This window comes from Salipaludibacillus aurantiacus (assembly GCF_900111295.1).
Classification (GTDB): domain Bacteria; phylum Bacillota; class Bacilli; order Bacillales; family Salisediminibacteriaceae; genus Salipaludibacillus; species Salipaludibacillus aurantiacus.
Genome location: NZ_FOGT01000028.1, coordinates 18644 through 34326, shown reverse-complemented (window position 1 = coordinate 34326; position 15683 = coordinate 18644). Strand labels below are relative to the sequence as shown.

The window sequence follows — 15683 nt, the reverse complement described above, 5'->3', positions numbered from 1 at the left end:
ACACGGAAGTTAAGCTCTCCAGCGCCGATGATAGTTGGGGGCTCTCCCCCTGTGAAAGTAGGACGTCGCTGGGCTCAAAGGCATTCTCAGAAGAGGATGTCTTTTTTGTGTTTCAAAGAAAAGGAAAATTAATTACCTCACACCTTTCCGGTTAAAAGCTGATTACTTTTCTTTTGGACAGGTGTTTTGCCGATAGAACCCCAAAACTCCCAATTGCCCACTGAATATTCACTTCCCAGCTTACCAAATTTTTGCAGGGCTCACACCTCTATAAAAAGGTAGATTCATTTATAAGATTATAAGATGTGATAAAATGAGATAATATGGTAAATATCATATGATAAACTTATATTCTGATAAGTTACTCTGGGGGCATACTATGTTCATACTCTTTTGGATTATCGCTTTTGCTTTGCTTATGTCTACTTTATTTGCTATAGAGCGTAAAATGGCCAGATCGAATGAGCTGAAAGAAGAGCTAATATCTCTGCTTAGAAGCAGAGAACAAAAATAGTTTTCCAAACAGCATAGCTTTGTTCAAACTGAATGTTGATTTAAAAATATCAATAAAGTTTTACTTAAAAGAGAGGAGGATTTTATGAAGATTAGAAAAGCAGTTAAAGAAGACATCAAAGGAATACAGACAGTTGCTGAAGATACTTGGCACGATACATACGAGGGGCTTATCCCCCGTAAAATTCAGGATCAATTTTTAAAAAATGCTTATTCTGAAGACACAGTGGAGAGAAAAGTTACGAACAGCCTTTTTCTGGTTGCAGAAGATAACGGTAAAATTACAGGGTTTGCCAACTTTTATTTCAAAGACGAAAGGGCTGATTTGGCTGCTATATACATAGACAAGGAATACCAGACAAAAGGGTTTGGGACAAGTCTTCTAAACAGAGGATTAAAGGAGCTTGCTTCTGCAGTTAAGAAGGTATATGTAGAAGTGGAGAAAGGTAACGACACAGCTGAACAGTTCTATGCGGCCAAAGGGTTTACTTTTGTTAAAGAATTTGAAGAAGAGCTTTTTGGGCATAAGTTAAATACAAAGCTGATGGTACTTAATAAGTAAGCTGACTAATGTCATTCTCCTTGCGGCTTACAGGTTACAAAAAAGCCTGTCTTATCGCCTTTTTCCTCCACAGGGAGTGGTGGATAGGGGTTTCAATATATGGATTTATTCAAATCTGTTTCGACACTTTTGCAGCAAACGTATATAATAATAGTTGGGTAAGATATAAAAGAAGCATGGTTAGCCTGCTGAGACAAGTGGGTTAATCAGGTCTCAAGAGTGCTAGATGTTCAGAAAAAGGGGAGTGTTATTAATGAAAAAGAAGGAATTGGACACAAGGCTGATTCATAGTCACTTTGACCGCCAGCAACATCATGGCAGTCTGGCTCATCCGTTATACCAGACGTCTACATTTGTGTTTGATAATGCGGAACAAGGAGAAGCTCGGTTTGCCGGAAATGAAAGCGGTTACATGTACTCTCGCCTTGGGAATCCTACGGTGACAGAGCTGGAGAAAAAAATGGCGGATTTGGAGGAAGCTGAAGAAGCTGTGGCCTTTGGATCCGGAATGGCTGCCGTTTCAGGGGTACTTATTCACTTGTTAAAATCAGGCGACCACGTTCTTGTTTCCGAGGGAGTATACGGATGTACGTATGGCTTCCTGGAGATGGTAAAAGAAAAATTCAATATTGATTTTGATTTAATGCAGATGTCGAGTGAAGCTGCTATAAAGGAAAGAATCCGTCCGGAAACAAAAGTTTTGTATGTGGAAACACCGATTAACCCGACGATGAAACTGGTAGATCTGAAAATGGTTATTAAAGCAGCTAAAGAAGAAGGTCTTCGAGTAGTGGTGGATAATACGTTCTCATCCCCTTACCTCCAGCAGCCGCTGACTCTCGGCGCCGACTTTGTCATTCACAGTGCTACGAAATATATCAGTGGACACGGGGACGTTATAGCAGGGATTGCTGCTGGTCCTGCTGAAGATATGCAGACAATCAGGATGACTACCCAAAAGGATATTGGAGGAGTCATTGGGCCGTTTGATGCGTGGCTCCTGCTACGCGGATTAAAAACACTCGCAGTCAGAATGGATCGTCACTGTGATAATGCCCGCTTTATTTTTGAAAAATTAAAAGAGGAACAGAGTGTTAAGAATATCATCTATCCAGGAGATAAAAACTTTGCCCAGCACCATTTAGCAAAAAGCCAAATGAAAGATTTCGGAGGCCTGATCAGCTTTGAAATTGAAGGAGGGAAAAAGGCAGCTCAGGCATTTATGAATGAGTTAAGTGTTGTTCAAGTAGCGGTCAGCCTGGGAGATGCTGAATCACTTATTCAGCATCCGTCTACAATGACTCATTCTGTCGTACCTGAAGAAGACAGAAAGAAGATGGGAATAACGGATTCTCTTGTCAGGCTGTCTGTAGGACTGGAAAATGCAGAGGATATTTGGCAAGATATAAAGCAGGCACTTGAGAAGGCATATATGAAGATTTAAACAAATAACCCCTGGCCAGGTACATAAAAACCTGGCCGGGGATTATTTGATTAGAACATTATTTGGTTAGTTCATTCCAAAAAAAACATTTCCAGAAGCTGTTTGCTTTTCAGTTGAGTAATATTAAGGAACTCTTTGATAATTGGGAGGTCGTTAGAGGAAAACGTGTAATTAAGTTCTCCCCACCACTCAATTTCGTACCGGCATATCATACTCAGCTGGTAGAGAAGCATGTAATGTACCAGCAGTTCAGGATATGTCATATTAAACAGCGGCTGAATAACAGGCGCATAATAGCTCCCATCTATCCCTTGCCGAAAAAAGCAGGCCTCCTGTGAAGGCAGAGAAGACAACGTCATATACAGCAGGTTTTCTTCTTTCCTGCATGAGACTGTCCCATTAATATCAGTCGAAAGCTGTCTGACCCACGTGTTTAATGTGTCAGGCCAGTCAGAAAACGCCTCTAGAGGTAAAGTGAAAGAGCTGTCGGTTTCTGGAGTTAATTGCTGTAATCCGGGTTCTTTAAAAACAGTTTGAAATAAAGGCTGCATTTCGGGTAAACTGAGCAATAAATAGCGCATTTTGACTTTTTCTCCGGAAATTTGTTTCACATGAAACAATTTTTCTGATAAATAAGGAAATAACCCCTCTTTTTGAATACGTACATCATCAGAGAGAAATTGGTACCCTTGTTTTTTCTTTTTTCTGGCAGATAACCCGTGAGCGAGAACCTGAGTGGTGGCAGGATAATCAGGATCTACTGTAAGAAGAGCAGCTTTAAGCCAATGGCTGAGACCGTAAAATAATAACACAGGCTGTATGGTTAAGGGGGCTTTTTGTCCTTGCTGGAAATACTGGTTTCCCATCTCCACATAATAGACACAGGCATAGCTGTTCTGGTAGGCCTTCTCAGCAGGTTTATTAATATGCCGCTTTTCATAGCTGTTCTTCAGATACTGACGGGTAAATGCAGAAGACAAAAAAAGAGAGGTAAATGCTGGTTGTTGATTCATAAAAAAACGTCCTTTCTTATGTCACATTCAGTGCCAGCGCATCAATAGTTTTCATGAAACTCAAAAGACTGAATTATTAAACAATATCTGTCGCCTTGACAGTAGTTTGTCCTATTGTTAATCTACTAATAATATTTTTGCGTAAATGCGAAAGGGGAATGCATCCATGTGGGAAAATAAGTTCGAAAAAGAAGGTTTAACATTTGATGATGTACTGTTAACTCCGGCAAAATCAGATGTTCTGCCAAGAGATGTATCTGTAAAGACAAAGCTGTCGGAAACGCTCCAGTTAAATATTCCACTGATAAGTGCGGGAATGGATACGGTGACGGAAGCCAGTATGGCTATTGCCATGGCTCGTGAAGGCGGATTGGGAATCATTCATAAGAACATGTCCATTGAAGAGCAGGCAGAACAGGTAGACCGTGTAAAAAGGTCTGAGAGCGGCGTTATTACTAACCCTTTCCATTTAACAGAAGACCACCAGGTATTTGATGCAGAGCATTTAATGGGAAAATACAGGATTTCAGGTGTGCCGATTGCTGATGAAAATGAAAAGCTTGTTGGCATTATTACAAACCGGGATTTAAGGTTTATCGAAGATTATTCGATTCCAATTAAAGATGTGATGACGAGTGAAGGACTGGTGACTGCCCCGGTTGGGACAACTTTGAAAGAAGCACAGCAGATTCTTCAGAAGCACCGCATTGAAAAGCTGCCTTTAGTAGACGAAGACAGCAGACTAAAAGGGCTCATCACCATTAAAGACATTGAAAAAGCTATTGAGTTCCCTGACTCTGCTAAAGATGCGCAAGGCCGCTTACTTGTCGGTGCTGCTGTAGGTGTCGGCGGAGATGCCGACGCAAGAATTAAAGCTCTGATCGAGGCGGAAATCGATGTCCTTGTCATTGATACTGCACACGGCCACTCTCAGGGCGTTTTAGATAAGGTTCGCAGTGTAAGGGAAAATTACCCTAACCTGAATATTATCGCAGGAAACGTGGCCACTGCAGAGGCTACAAGAGATTTAATTGAAGCAGGGGCCAACATTATAAAAGTAGGTATCGGGCCAGGCTCTATCTGTACCACCCGGGTCGTAGCAGGTATTGGCGTTCCTCAAGTGACAGCTGTATACGACTGCGCCACTGAGGCTAGAAAGCACGGTGTTCCTATTATTGCAGACGGCGGGATTAAATACTCCGGGGAAATTGCGAAAGCATTGGCCGCCGGAGGTAATGCAGTGATGCTGGGAAGCCTCCTTGCAGGTGTATCCGAAAGTCCAGGTGAGAGGGAGATTTTCCAAGGGAGGCAGTTTAAAGTATACCGCGGCATGGGTTCATTGGGAGCCATGGAAAAAGGCAGTAAAGACCGTTATTTCCAGGAAAACGAACAGAAGCTTGTACCTGAAGGCATTGAAGGGCGCACGCCTTATAAAGGGCCGTTAAAGGATACGGTTCATCAGCTTGTAGGCGGAGTGCGCGCAGGCATGGGATACTGCGGAACAGCTGATTTAAAAGCTTTACAGGAAGAGACACAGTTCATCCGCATTACCAATGCAGGGCTGAAAGAAAGCCATCCTCACGACGTTCAAATCACTAAAGAATCACCAAATTATTCTTAAAAAAATGCTACTATAGATAGGGGTCTCCCCTATCTATTTTTTTGTGAAAAAATATGGTAAAATGACGTTTGGCTGTCGTGAGATCAAGGGTTCCAAAGCATTAAAGAAATCACGGTTGGTGTTTATATAGATAGAAGAAAGATGTGGAGAGGGTGTAGAGAATTGTTTAAGAAAGTTAATGTGTGGATGCTTATTATGATGTTCTCGTTTGTAAGTGTGTTTACATATACAGGAACAGCAGAAGCGTCTTTTCAACCAGGAGTAGACACTGTCATTCTAGTAGACGGGGACAGCGGGAAAATATTGTATGAACAAAATGCTGAGCAGGCTCTTCCTCCTGCCAGTATGACTAAAATGATGAGTGAATATCTCATTTTAGAAGCTGTAAATAAAGGGGATATCGCTTGGAATGACACAGTGCCGGTAAGTGATCATTTAGCTGAATTATCCCATGACAGGGGTTTGTCAAACGTCCCGATGCGAACTGATGAAGAGTATACGGTAGAAGAATTGTATGAATCCATTGCGATTTACTCGGCCAATGCAGCCACCATGGCCTTAGCAGAATATATTTCAGGCTCTGAAGGCGCCTTTGTAGAAGAAATGAATGAAAAAGGGAAAGAGCTTGGCATGGGAGAGACTCTTCGTGAAGCAGGCCAGGAATACGGTCTGGATAACTTAGAAGAGATTGCTGCAGAAGGTTTTGGGGATTATCAGTTTGTAAACACGACAGGGCTGCCGAACAGATTATTAAACGGGATGCATCCTGATGGGACAGGGTCGGATGAAGACAATTATATGTCAGCTAAAGCGGCAGCTACTCTTGCCTATCATCTGGTAAATGATTATCCTGAAGTGCTGGATGTAGCAAGCATTCCGGAGAAAGTTTTCAGAGAAGGCACGGATGATGCAGTGAATATGCAAAATTGGAATTGGATGATTGAAGGAACCCAATTATCTGATCTTGATAACCAATATGTAGATGGTTTAAAAACCGGACATACTAATGCTGCAGGGTTCACCTTTACAGGAACAGCAGAGCGTGATGGCCAGCGCCTTGTGAGTGTCGTTATGGGAGCCGACTCCGAGGTGCACCGCTTCCAGGAGACGGAACGCCTTATGGAATGGGGATTTAATAATTTTTCAATGCAGGAAATTTTTCCGGGTGACATGACGCTTGACGGTTATGAAACCGTGCCTGTAGCTAAAGGCCAGGAAGATGAAGTGGCGATTGCTTCCACTGACAGTGTATCAATGGTGATCCATGAAGATGATGAAGAAGCATATACTTATTCAGTTGAATTGGATGAAAGTATGCTGAACGAAGACGGAGAACTGGAAGCGCCAATTGAAGAAGGGACTGTTGTGGGCCGGATGGCGGTCGAATACAACGGGGAAAATGAAGCAGCATTCCTTCCTGGCGAAGGAAACCAGTTGGCGGTTGATGTAGTAACGACAGAAAACGTAGAACGTGCCGGATGGTTTTCTCTCATGGCCCGCGGGATAGGAGACTTCTTCTCCGGTCTGTGGACCAGTGTGGCTGACACGGTGAGAGGCTGGTTTTAAGCACTTTTAAACCAGCAGGAAATCTTTTCTTTATGATTTTTTTGACTTTTTGAGCAAATTCCTATCAAATCAATCGGTTTTTTCGTTATAATAGTAGGTATGGAATTTACAGAGTATCTTTAAAATAAAACGGAAATGATTAAAGGGGGATCATCATGGAAAGACAAGTAGGGACTGATCGTGTAAAAAGGGGTATGGCTGAGATGCAAAAGGGCGGCGTCATTATGGACGTGGTCAATGCGGAACAGGCTAAAATTGCAGAGGAAGCAGGAGCGGTTGCTGTTATGGCGCTTGAACGTGTGCCGTCTGATATTCGTGCCGCAGGCGGTGTAGCCCGTATGGCTGACCCATCAATTGTGGAAGAAGTTCAAAACGCCGTATCCATTCCTGTTATGGCAAAAGCCCGTATCGGCCATATCGTAGAAGCCCGTGTGCTTGAAGCACTTGGTGTAGATTATATTGATGAGAGTGAAGTTCTCACTCCAGCTGATGAAGTGTTCCATTTAAATAAACGCGACTACACAGTACCATTCGTGTGCGGAGCACGTGATTTAGGCGAAGCGAGCCGCCGTATCGGTGAAGGTGCGTCTATGCTTCGGACTAAAGGTGAACCTGGGACAGGCAATATCGTAGAAGCGGTAAGACATCAGCGTCTTATGCAAGCCCAGGTAAATAAAGTGGTCGGTATGGCAGAGGACGAACTGATGACAGAAGCTAAGAACTTAGGTGCTCCATATGAGGTGCTATTAGATATTAAGCGGAACGGACGTCTTCCGGTAGTTAACTTTGCAGCCGGAGGTATTGCCACTCCTGCAGACGCTGCATTAATGATGCAGTTAGGTTCTGATGGTGTCTTTGTAGGTTCAGGTATTTTCAAATCTGAAAATCCTGCTAAATTCGCAAAAGCTATTGTTGAAGCAACAACTCACTACGAAGATTTTGCTTTAATTGCTGAACTGTCTAAAAACTTGGGGCCAGCTATGAAAGGGATTGAAATTTCTTCTATAGAAGAAAAAGACCGTATGCAGGAACGCGGCTGGTAAGCCGGAAAGGTTTTTAAGAAAGAGGTGTAGCAGCATGATTAACATAGGTGTACTGGCGCTTCAGGGGGCTGTAAGAGAGCATGTAAAAGCACTTCAGGCTCCTGATGTGAACGTCATAGTTGTAAAAAAAGTCGAACAGTTGGACGAGATTGACGGTCTGGTCTTCCCGGGCGGGGAAAGCACTACGATGCGCCGCCTGATAAATCTGTACGGGTTTTATGAGCCACTGAAGGAATTTGCCACAAAAGGCAACCCTATTTTCGGTACGTGTGCCGGGGCGATTCTTATGGCTACAGAAATTGTCGGACAGACTGAACCCCATCTTTCCATAATGGACATGACTGTCGAAAGAAATGCTTTTGGCCGCCAGCGGGAGAGCTTTGAAGCATTGCTCAGTATGGAAGGTGTCGGTGAAGACGTGGAAGGTGTCTTTATACGTGCCCCAATCATCGAGACTGTAGGGCCGGGAGTGAAAATTCTCTCTTCCTATGATGGGGATATTGTTGCTGCACAACAAGGACCTTTTCTTGCCTGCTCTTTTCACCCCGAACTGACTGATGATGACCGGATGCATCAGTATTTTGTAAAAATTGTACGGGAGCAGCAGGCAATCGAGGCTTGATTTTAACTCATTGTTTCGGGTATTATAAGAATACAAATTTTTATAAAACAGGTGCGAAGACAGGAACCAGTATCAAGAAGCGTTTTCTTCAGAGAGCCGGTGGCCGCTGTGAACCGGTGAAGACCTCTTGTGAATCCATCCTGGAGCAAACCAGCTGAAATTACACAAAGTAAGCTGGTTCGGGTCTCAGCCGTTATTGAGAACGAGGTGAAAATGGAGAACTCCGTTTTAACCAGGGTGGCAACGCGGGTAACTCCCGTCCCTGAATGATTATTCAGGGACGGGAGTTTTTTATTTTATTGAAAAGTACAAAGGACTGTCGTGAGTACAAAAAAGGAGGAAAAACCTATGTTGGATGTTAAACTGTTAAGAAATCAATTTGACGAAGTAAAGAAAAAACTTGCTCAGAGAAATGAAGATATATCCGCATTAGACGAGTTTGGTGATTTAGACAAAAAAAGAAGGGAAGTTATTCAAAAAGCAGAAGAATTAAAAAGCAAGCGTAATAAAGTTTCCCAGGAAATATCCCAGATGAAGCGCGACAAAAAAGATGCGAGCAGCGTTATTGCAGAAATGCAAAATGTGTCTGCTGAGATTAAGAGACTGGACGAAGAACAGCGGGAACTTGATGAAGATCTTACCCATATTCTTCTTACATTGCCAAATATTCCTCATGAAAGTGCGCCTGTGGGAGCAGAAGAGGATGAGAACGAAGAAGTTAGAACATGGGGAGAACTTCCTGAATTTTCTTTTGAACATAAACCTCACTGGGAGTTAGCCAAAGAACTTGATATTCTTGATTTTGAGAGAGCTTCAAAAGTAACCGGCAGCCGGTTTGTCTTTTATAAAGGACTGGGAGCACGTTTAGAGCGTGCATTGATTAATTTTATGATGGATCTCCATGAAGATGAGCACGGCTATACAGAAGTGCTGCCGCCGTATATGGTGAACCGTGACAGTATGACGGGGACAGGCCAGCTTCCTAAGTTTGAGGAAGATGCATTTAAGATCCGGGAAGAAGATTATTTTCTAATCCCGACTGCGGAAGTGCCAGTGACAAATATGCACCGTGATGAAATTATGACTGCAGAAGATCTTCCGAAAGCCTACACGGCCTACAGTGCATGCTTCCGTTCTGAAGCAGGATCCGCCGGCAGGGATACGCGCGGCCTTATCCGCCAGCACCAGTTTAATAAAGTAGAACTTGTCCGCTTTGTTAAACCTGAAGAGTCATATGAGCAGCTCGAACTACTGACTTCTCAGGCAGAAAAGGTTCTTCAGTTACTGAAGCTGCCTTACCGGGTTCTAAATATGTGTACAGGGGACCTTGGTTTTACTGCTGCAAAGAAGTACGACATTGAAGTATGGATTCCAAGTAATGAGACATATCGCGAAATTTCTTCCTGCAGTAATTTTGAGGCCTTTCAGGCAAGAAGGGCAAATATCCGATTTAAGCGGGATAAAAAAGCGAAAGCTGAATATGTCCACACGCTTAACGGCTCGGGCTTAGCGATCGGCCGTACTGTAGCCGCTATTCTTGAGAATTACCAGCAGGAGGACGGTTCCATTAATATCCCGGAAGTCTTAAGACCTTATATGAGAGGGAAGGAAAAAATCACAAACTAAAATACGCTCAACCCCCCCTTTTTACCCGGGGGGATTTTTTAATTTAACGTAAAAAAAGATAGAAATACACCAACGCTTTGCTGTGAAAAATCAGTTTCTTCCTATTATATAGGTCCCTGTCTCTGCAAACAAAAACAAGTATTAGCAAACTGATAGAAGGAGGTCTGATTCTTTAACAATGATACATATATAAACCTGAACAAGTCAGTCCTGGATTTCATTAATAACCCCTCCTCAAAGCGAAGGAGTAAAATATTCATGACCCGTATAAATTATTTTTTTAAAACATAAAAAATTTCCTATTTTCAAAAAAATATTATCATTGTAAAAAAATCTCTTAAAATAGTGTGCAATGTGTAAAAAAAAATAGTATAATAACCTATGATGGAAATTATTATTAATTATTACCTTTTTAATCTATTTTGTCTGATTATTCAATAATTTTATTTGTATAATAAAAACGCTGTTTTTCTTTGCTCGTTAAAAACAGTTCTATTGTTGGATATTTCAGAATAATAGATTGTGGTACAATCTATAAAACTTTATAGTAAAATAATGTATATACAAGTAGAACATTACAGTAACAAAAGGTTTGCTTCTTTTTAACTAAAAGCCTGCGGCTGTGCTTGGAAAGGCAGTCCTCTATACTTGTGTCGTATTGCGGCTTTTTTTGTATTTCACCTTAAGAACGGCTATAAAGAGTTACTGCTTTGTTATCTTATCGTAACTTTTGTTTAATATTGACATGTATATAAAGCTATAATACTATTCTACTTAATACTATTTTTTACTATTTTCAGAAAACATTGAAGGGTTTGGTATCCTATGAGCAATCAAGAAGCGCTTCTGGAGATAAAAAATCTTCATACCGGGTTCGATATCGGTGGAGAGACCCACCATGCGGTAAAGGACGTCTCGTTTAGCGTTAAACCTAGAGAGGTCGTCTGCGTAGTCGGAGAATCAGGGTGCGGAAAAAGTGTTATGTCTCTGTCAATTATGAAGCTTCTGCCTAAGCACAATGGAAAAATAGATAAGGGCGAAATTCTTTTCAAAGGAAAAGACCTTGTACCTTTAAACGATAAAGAAATGAATCAGATCCGGGGAAAAGATATAAGCATGATATTCCAGGAACCAATGACAGCTTTAAACCCTGTACTAACTATCGGTTTCCAAATGGACGAGGTTCTTATTAACCATACGAACGCTAAAAAAGAAGAAATTCGGCAAAAAAGTATTTCACTGCTTAAACAAGTAGGTATCTCCAGAGCGGAACAGATTGTCCATGAATATCCTCACCAGCTTTCCGGAGGAATGAGGCAGCGTGTGATGATTGCGATGGCTATCGCCTGCCAGCCGCAGCTGCTTATTGCAGATGAGCCGACAACTGCTCTCGACGTGACTGTTCAGGCTCAGATTCTGGAACTGATTACAAAGATTCAGGATGAAGTTGGGATGGCCGTGATGCTGATTACTCACGACCTTGGTGTGGTTGCCGAAATGGCCGACCGTGTCGTTGTAATGTATGCTGGCCAGGTAGTTGAAGAATCAGATGTGGACCGGATCTTCTATGATCCTAAACATCCTTACACGCGGGCTCTTTTAAGCTCTATACCGCGTATGGAAGAAGAAAAAGAGGTTTTAAATACGATTAAAGGAATTGTACCTTCCTTAAAAAATATGCCGGAAGTAGGCTGCCGTTTCGTGGACCGCTGCCCGGAAGCTATGCCTGAATGCCGAAAAATAGATCCGCTTCTCGGGGAAACGGAGAAAGGGCATTCGGTTCGCTGTTTACTGTATGATGCGAGCAAGCCGGAGAAAAAATCGGAGGTAAGATGATGACTCAACAGCAAAAAGACCGATCAGAACACCTCCTTAAAGTCGAGGAGTTAAAAAAATATTATCCTGTACGGGGAGGCTTTTTCCGCCGCAAAATCGGCGATGTAAAAGCAGTTGACAATATTTCTTTAGATTTAAAACGTGGAGAGACTTTTGGGCTCGTAGGTGAATCAGGCTGCGGGAAATCAACTGCCGGCCGTACGATCACCCGCTTATTTAAACCTACTGAAGGAAAAATTTTCTTTGAAGGGAAAGATATCACAAACCTTCGGGGCACACAGCTTCGTAATTTACGCCAGGACATCCAGATGGTTTTCCAGGATCCTTATGCCTCCTTAAATCCAAAGATGATGGTAGGAAGTATTGTGTCAGAACCGTTAGTTAACTATGGCAAAGGCAGTGAAAGTAAGTTGAAAGATGAAGTTATGAATCTCTTAACAAGAGTGGGGCTCCCGGAAGATGCTTACTATAAGTATCCGCACGAGTTTTCAGGCGGACAGCGCCAGAGAATTGGTATTGCACGGGCCCTTGCTTTAAAACCTAAATTAATTGTAGCGGATGAGCCCGTTTCAGCACTGGATGTATCTGTTCAGTCGCAGGTGCTTAACCTGCTGAAAGAGCTTCAGGATGAATTTGATTTAACTTTACTGTTTATCGCTCACGACTTAAGCGTCGTTAAACATATGAGTGACCGCATCGGGGTTATGTATCTGGGTAACTTGGTTGAAGTTGCGGATGCTGATGATTTATACAGAGACCCAAAGCATCCGTATACGCAAGCATTAATTTCTGCTATCCCACAACCGGATCCGAGAAATAAAAGTGAGCGGATTATTTTGTCGGGCGATGTTCCAAGCCCGCAGAATCCTCCAGTGGGATGCCCGTTCCACCCTCGTTGCCCGAAGGTGATGCCTGAATGCAGCGGGAAAAAGCCTCAATTAAAGGAGGTGAACAAGGAACACAGAGTTTCGTGCTTGCTTTACGAGTAGACCAACCGATGCTAATCAAACATTTGAACAGGGGGAATTACAAGGATGAAAAAATCACTTTTACTTTCAGTGCTTCTGACGACATCCATTTTTGCAGCTGCATGCGGCGGTAACGACGGTAATAATGATGCAGATCCTGCGGACAACGGCAATAATGGAAATAACGCGGATGTGAATAATGACGGGAACGATGACGGCAATGATGGGAATGACACGGCTCAGGAAGATGCGCCGCAGGGTGGAACGGTTACATACGGTTTTACTCAGCCGTTTGCCGGACTGTTTGACTGGGCTCATTATGAAGGGCAGGATGACAGTTTAGCTCTTAAAATTTTCAACGGAGATGCTTTAGTAAAAACAGGTGACGATCTTCGTCCTGAACCTCACTTAGCCCATGACTGGGAATGGTCAGACGATAATTTGACTGTTACTTTCCACTTGGAAGAAGGCGTTATGTGGCATAACGGCGAAGAGCTGACTGCCGAAGACTTTGAATATGCATGGGAAGTTATTGCTCATGAAGATTACACAGGACCTCGTGTTTCAAATGTAAACATTATTGAAGGTTTTGAAGAATATAACAGCGGCGATGCTGATTCTTTATCCGGTGTTGAAATTGAAGATGATTATACGATCAGCGTCACATTTAATGAAGCGATGCCTAACGCTGTCGATCAGCTTTGGACATACCCGATGCCAAAAGCTCACTTAGAGCATATTGACGTAGCTGACCTTGAAGATGCGGATGAAATCCGCCGTGAGCCAGTAGGTCTTGGCGCTTATCAAGTGTCTAATATTATTTCTGGTGAACAAGTTGAATTTGAAGCATTCGAAGATTACTGGAGAGGTGCTCCAAATTTAGACGGGGTTGTTTACAAGATTATTGACGGAGCCCAGGCAGCTGAGCTTCTCGCCCAGGGTGAAGTAGACATTATCGACCTGCCTCCAAGCCAGGCAGTAACGCTTGAAGGCGACGATCGGGTTTACCTTGATGATATTGAAGGTCTTTCCTACAGTTACATCGGTTTTAAACTTGGACACTGGGACGGCGAACAAAACGTGATGGATAATGAAAAGTTCCACAGTAAAGAACTTCGCCACGCGTTTGCACACGCGATTGACCGCCAGGGAATTATTGATTCCTTCAGTGAAGGATATGGTCAGGTCATTAATGCTCCGGAATCGGTTATCAGCTGGGCTTATCCTGATGAGTCTGACTTAACCCAGTACGAATATGATACAGAGCGTGCAAAGGAACTGCTAGCTGAAGCAGGCTATGAAGACCAGACTGGCGACGGATTTGTTGAAACGCCGGATGGTGATGAGTTTACTGTCAACTTTATGGCTATGTCAGGAAGTGACATTTCTGAACCGCGTGCGCAGTATATTGTTCAAAACTTACAAGATGCAGGCATTAACGCCAGCTTGCAGGACGGCCAGTTATTTGAATTTAACCTGTTCTACGATCTAGTAGAAGAAGACGATGCTGATATCGATCTATTTATGGGTGCGTGGGGACTTGCTGCAGATCCGGACCCAACCGGTCTTTGGAAATCAGATGACTTCTGGAACTTCCCTCGTTGGGTAAATGAAGAATCTGATGAGTTAATTGAAAGAGGCCTAAGTGAGGAAGCATTTGATGATGATTACCGCCGTGAAGTTTACCAGGAATGGCATCAGCTTGTTAACGATGAACTGCCATTAATTCCATTGAACTCCCCAGTGGATGTTTATGGTATTGCTTCAGATGTAGGCGGAGTAACTGTTGACATCCGTGATGCGATTACTGATCCGCACTTATGGTACCGTGAACAGTAATTATCACCTTTTGTAAATTCGGAAAGAATGCATGAAACCATGCTAATCAAGGAGAAATGATCATGTTACTTTACACTTTAAGAAGAATACTCATCATGATTCCAATCATGGTCATGATCTCTGTGGTGGTATTTGCCCTGGCATTAGCTATGCCAGGGGATGCCCTTTCCGGGCAAATCGATCCAGCCAATTCAGATCCGGAATACATTGAAGAAATGAGAGAACGTTTAGGGTTAAATGATCCTGTGCATGTTCAGTACGGCCGATGGATGGCCGGCGTTGTTCAATGGGATTTCGGGCGTTCTTTTGTTCACAGGATGGACGTTACAGAAGTGATTGGACAGAGACTCCCGAACACGATACTGCTGTCGGTTCTGTCGCTAATAATTACTTACATACTGGCGTTTACTATGGGACGATATGCCGGAAGACATCCATATACCCCTGGAGATTATGGGATACAGGGAATAAACTATCTCATGCTTGCGATTCCAAGTTTTGTCGCTGCAATATTTGCTATTTTCTTTTTCTCGTTTCAACTGGGCTGGTTCCCTGCGACGGGAAGTGTCGGATCAGGGGTGACTGCTGGTACGTTCGAGTACTATTTAAGCAGGCTGCACCATGCCGCATTACCTGCTCTTGTGCTTGGAGGACTGACAACAGCCAGTTATACCCAATTTTTAAGAAATGATATAATTGAAAGTTCGCAAAAGGATTATGTACGTACGGCGAGAGCTAAAGGAACAACAGAAAATAACATTTATAACAAACACATTTTGCGGAATTCGATTATTCCGATTGTGACGCTGTTCGGATTCGATATTGCCAGTATTATCGGTGGAGCAGTAATTATTGAAACAGTATTTGCCTACCGGGGCATCGGTGAACTACTGATTTCCTCCATTGACCGCCGGGATTCTTCTGTGGTCGTAGCTGTTACCTTGATGCTTTCTGTCGCTACACTGGTCGGAAACTTAATTGCTGACTTAGTATATGGCGTGGTTGATCCAAGGATCAGGGTAGAATAGGG

13 protein-coding genes, 1 rRNA gene and 1 other annotated feature are annotated in these 15683 nt (G+C 42.9%); of the genes, 13 read left to right on the top strand and 1 reads right to left on the bottom strand.

From position 1 onward, the window contains the following. The 4 genes from rrf to megL all read left to right on the top strand — a co-directional run. Nucleotides 1–74, top strand: a 5S ribosomal RNA gene (rrf, locus tag BMW59_RS22470); the annotation flags it as partial. Nucleotides 75–379: 305 nt separating this feature from the next. Further along, entirely contained in the window at nucleotides 380–514 is a 135-nt protein-coding gene (locus BMW59_RS22330) for a hypothetical protein (RefSeq protein ID WP_281244291.1), read from the top strand. 84 nt (nucleotides 515–598) lie between these two features. Further along, nucleotides 599–1075 (top strand): GNAT family N-acetyltransferase, encoded by a 477-nt coding sequence (locus tag BMW59_RS20670; protein ID WP_093056134.1) that lies wholly within the window; start codon nucleotides 599–601, stop codon nucleotides 1073–1075. Nucleotides 1076–1328: 253 nt separating this feature from the next. Continuing rightward, nucleotides 1329–2519, top strand: coding sequence for a methionine gamma-lyase (gene megL, locus BMW59_RS20665; protein WP_093056132.1), 1191 nt, complete (start codon nucleotides 1329–1331; stop codon nucleotides 2517–2519). A gap of 71 nt (nucleotides 2520–2590) precedes the next feature. On the opposite strand, the gene BMW59_RS20660 is transcribed toward megL, so the two are convergent. After that, nucleotides 2591–3532: a YaaC family protein gene (locus BMW59_RS20660; RefSeq protein WP_093056130.1), complete on the bottom strand. Its 942-nt coding sequence runs from the start codon at nucleotides 3530–3532 to the stop codon at nucleotides 2591–2593. 166 nt (nucleotides 3533–3698) lie between these two features. On the opposite strand from BMW59_RS20660, the gene guaB reads away from it, so the two are divergent. The 9 genes from guaB (at nucleotide 3699) to opp4B (ending at nucleotide 15681) form a co-directional block, all read left to right on the top strand. Continuing rightward, nucleotides 3699–5153, top strand: a complete 1455-nt coding sequence (guaB, locus tag BMW59_RS20655) for an IMP dehydrogenase (protein ID WP_093056128.1) — start codon at nucleotides 3699–3701, stop codon at nucleotides 5151–5153. Nucleotides 5154–5315: 162 nt separating this feature from the next. Beyond that, nucleotides 5316–6719: a D-alanyl-D-alanine carboxypeptidase family protein gene (locus tag BMW59_RS20650; protein WP_245733253.1), complete on the top strand. Its 1404-nt coding sequence runs from the start codon at nucleotides 5316–5318 to the stop codon at nucleotides 6717–6719. A 155-nt stretch (nucleotides 6720–6874) separates the two neighbouring features. Then, complete coding sequence (gene pdxS / locus BMW59_RS20645; protein WP_093056126.1) at nucleotides 6875–7762, top strand: pyridoxal 5'-phosphate synthase lyase subunit PdxS; 888 nt, start codon at nucleotides 6875–6877, stop codon at nucleotides 7760–7762. A gap of 34 nt (nucleotides 7763–7796) precedes the next feature. Then, a complete protein-coding gene (gene pdxT, locus BMW59_RS20640) occupies nucleotides 7797–8384 on the top strand; it encodes a pyridoxal 5'-phosphate synthase glutaminase subunit PdxT (RefSeq protein WP_093056125.1) in 588 nt (195 codons plus the stop codon). A 47-nt stretch (nucleotides 8385–8431) separates the two neighbouring features. Then, nucleotides 8432–8651 (top strand) — a binding site (T-box leader). An 81-nt stretch (nucleotides 8652–8732) separates the two neighbouring features. Further along, nucleotides 8733–10010, top strand: coding sequence for a serine--tRNA ligase (gene serS, locus BMW59_RS20635; protein WP_093056123.1), 1278 nt, complete (start codon nucleotides 8733–8735; stop codon nucleotides 10008–10010). An 825-nt stretch (nucleotides 10011–10835) separates the two neighbouring features. Beyond that, on the top strand, nucleotides 10836–11846 hold the full coding sequence (locus BMW59_RS20630) for an ABC transporter ATP-binding protein (RefSeq protein ID WP_093056121.1): 1011 nt from the start codon (nucleotides 10836–10838) through the stop codon (nucleotides 11844–11846). Beyond that, a complete protein-coding gene (locus BMW59_RS20625; protein ID WP_093056119.1) occupies nucleotides 11846–12835 on the top strand; it encodes an ABC transporter ATP-binding protein in 990 nt (329 codons plus the stop codon). Before BMW59_RS20630 ends, BMW59_RS20625 begins: the two co-directional genes overlap by 1 nt. A gap of 45 nt (nucleotides 12836–12880) precedes the next feature. After that, on the top strand, nucleotides 12881–14653 hold the full coding sequence (gene opp4A / locus BMW59_RS20620; protein WP_093056117.1) for an oligopeptide ABC transporter substrate-binding protein: 1773 nt from the start codon (nucleotides 12881–12883) through the stop codon (nucleotides 14651–14653). Nucleotides 14654–14715: 62 nt separating this feature from the next. Continuing rightward, entirely contained in the window at nucleotides 14716–15681 is a 966-nt protein-coding gene (gene opp4B, locus BMW59_RS20615) for an oligopeptide ABC transporter permease (RefSeq protein WP_093056115.1), read from the top strand. The last annotated feature ends 2 nt before the right edge of the window (nucleotides 15682–15683 follow it).

Bases quoted from the DNA above. Each gene is read 5' to 3' on its own strand.
- BMW59_RS22330 (WP_281244291.1), top strand. From the start codon at position 380: ATGTTCATACTCTTTTGGATTATCGCTTTTGCTTTGCTTATGTCTACT.
- BMW59_RS20670 (WP_093056134.1), top strand. From the start codon at position 599: ATGAAGATTAGAAAAGCAGTTAAAGAAGACATCAAAGGAATACAGACA.
- megL (WP_093056132.1), top strand. From the start codon at position 1,329: ATGAAAAAGAAGGAATTGGACACAAGGCTGATTCATAGTCACTTTGAC.
- BMW59_RS20660 (WP_093056130.1), bottom strand. From the start codon at position 3,532: ATGAATCAACAACCAGCATTTACCTCTCTTTTTTTGTCTTCTGCATTT.
- guaB (WP_093056128.1), top strand. From the start codon at position 3,699: ATGTGGGAAAATAAGTTCGAAAAAGAAGGTTTAACATTTGATGATGTA.
- pdxS (WP_093056126.1), top strand. From the start codon at position 6,875: ATGGAAAGACAAGTAGGGACTGATCGTGTAAAAAGGGGTATGGCTGAG.
- pdxT (WP_093056125.1), top strand. From the start codon at position 7,797: ATGATTAACATAGGTGTACTGGCGCTTCAGGGGGCTGTAAGAGAGCAT.
- serS (WP_093056123.1), top strand. From the start codon at position 8,733: ATGTTGGATGTTAAACTGTTAAGAAATCAATTTGACGAAGTAAAGAAA.
- BMW59_RS20630 (WP_093056121.1), top strand. From the start codon at position 10,836: ATGAGCAATCAAGAAGCGCTTCTGGAGATAAAAAATCTTCATACCGGG.
- BMW59_RS20625 (WP_093056119.1), top strand. From the start codon at position 11,846: ATGACTCAACAGCAAAAAGACCGATCAGAACACCTCCTTAAAGTCGAG.
- opp4A (WP_093056117.1), top strand. From the start codon at position 12,881: ATGAAAAAATCACTTTTACTTTCAGTGCTTCTGACGACATCCATTTTT.
- opp4B (WP_093056115.1), top strand. From the start codon at position 14,716: ATGTTACTTTACACTTTAAGAAGAATACTCATCATGATTCCAATCATG.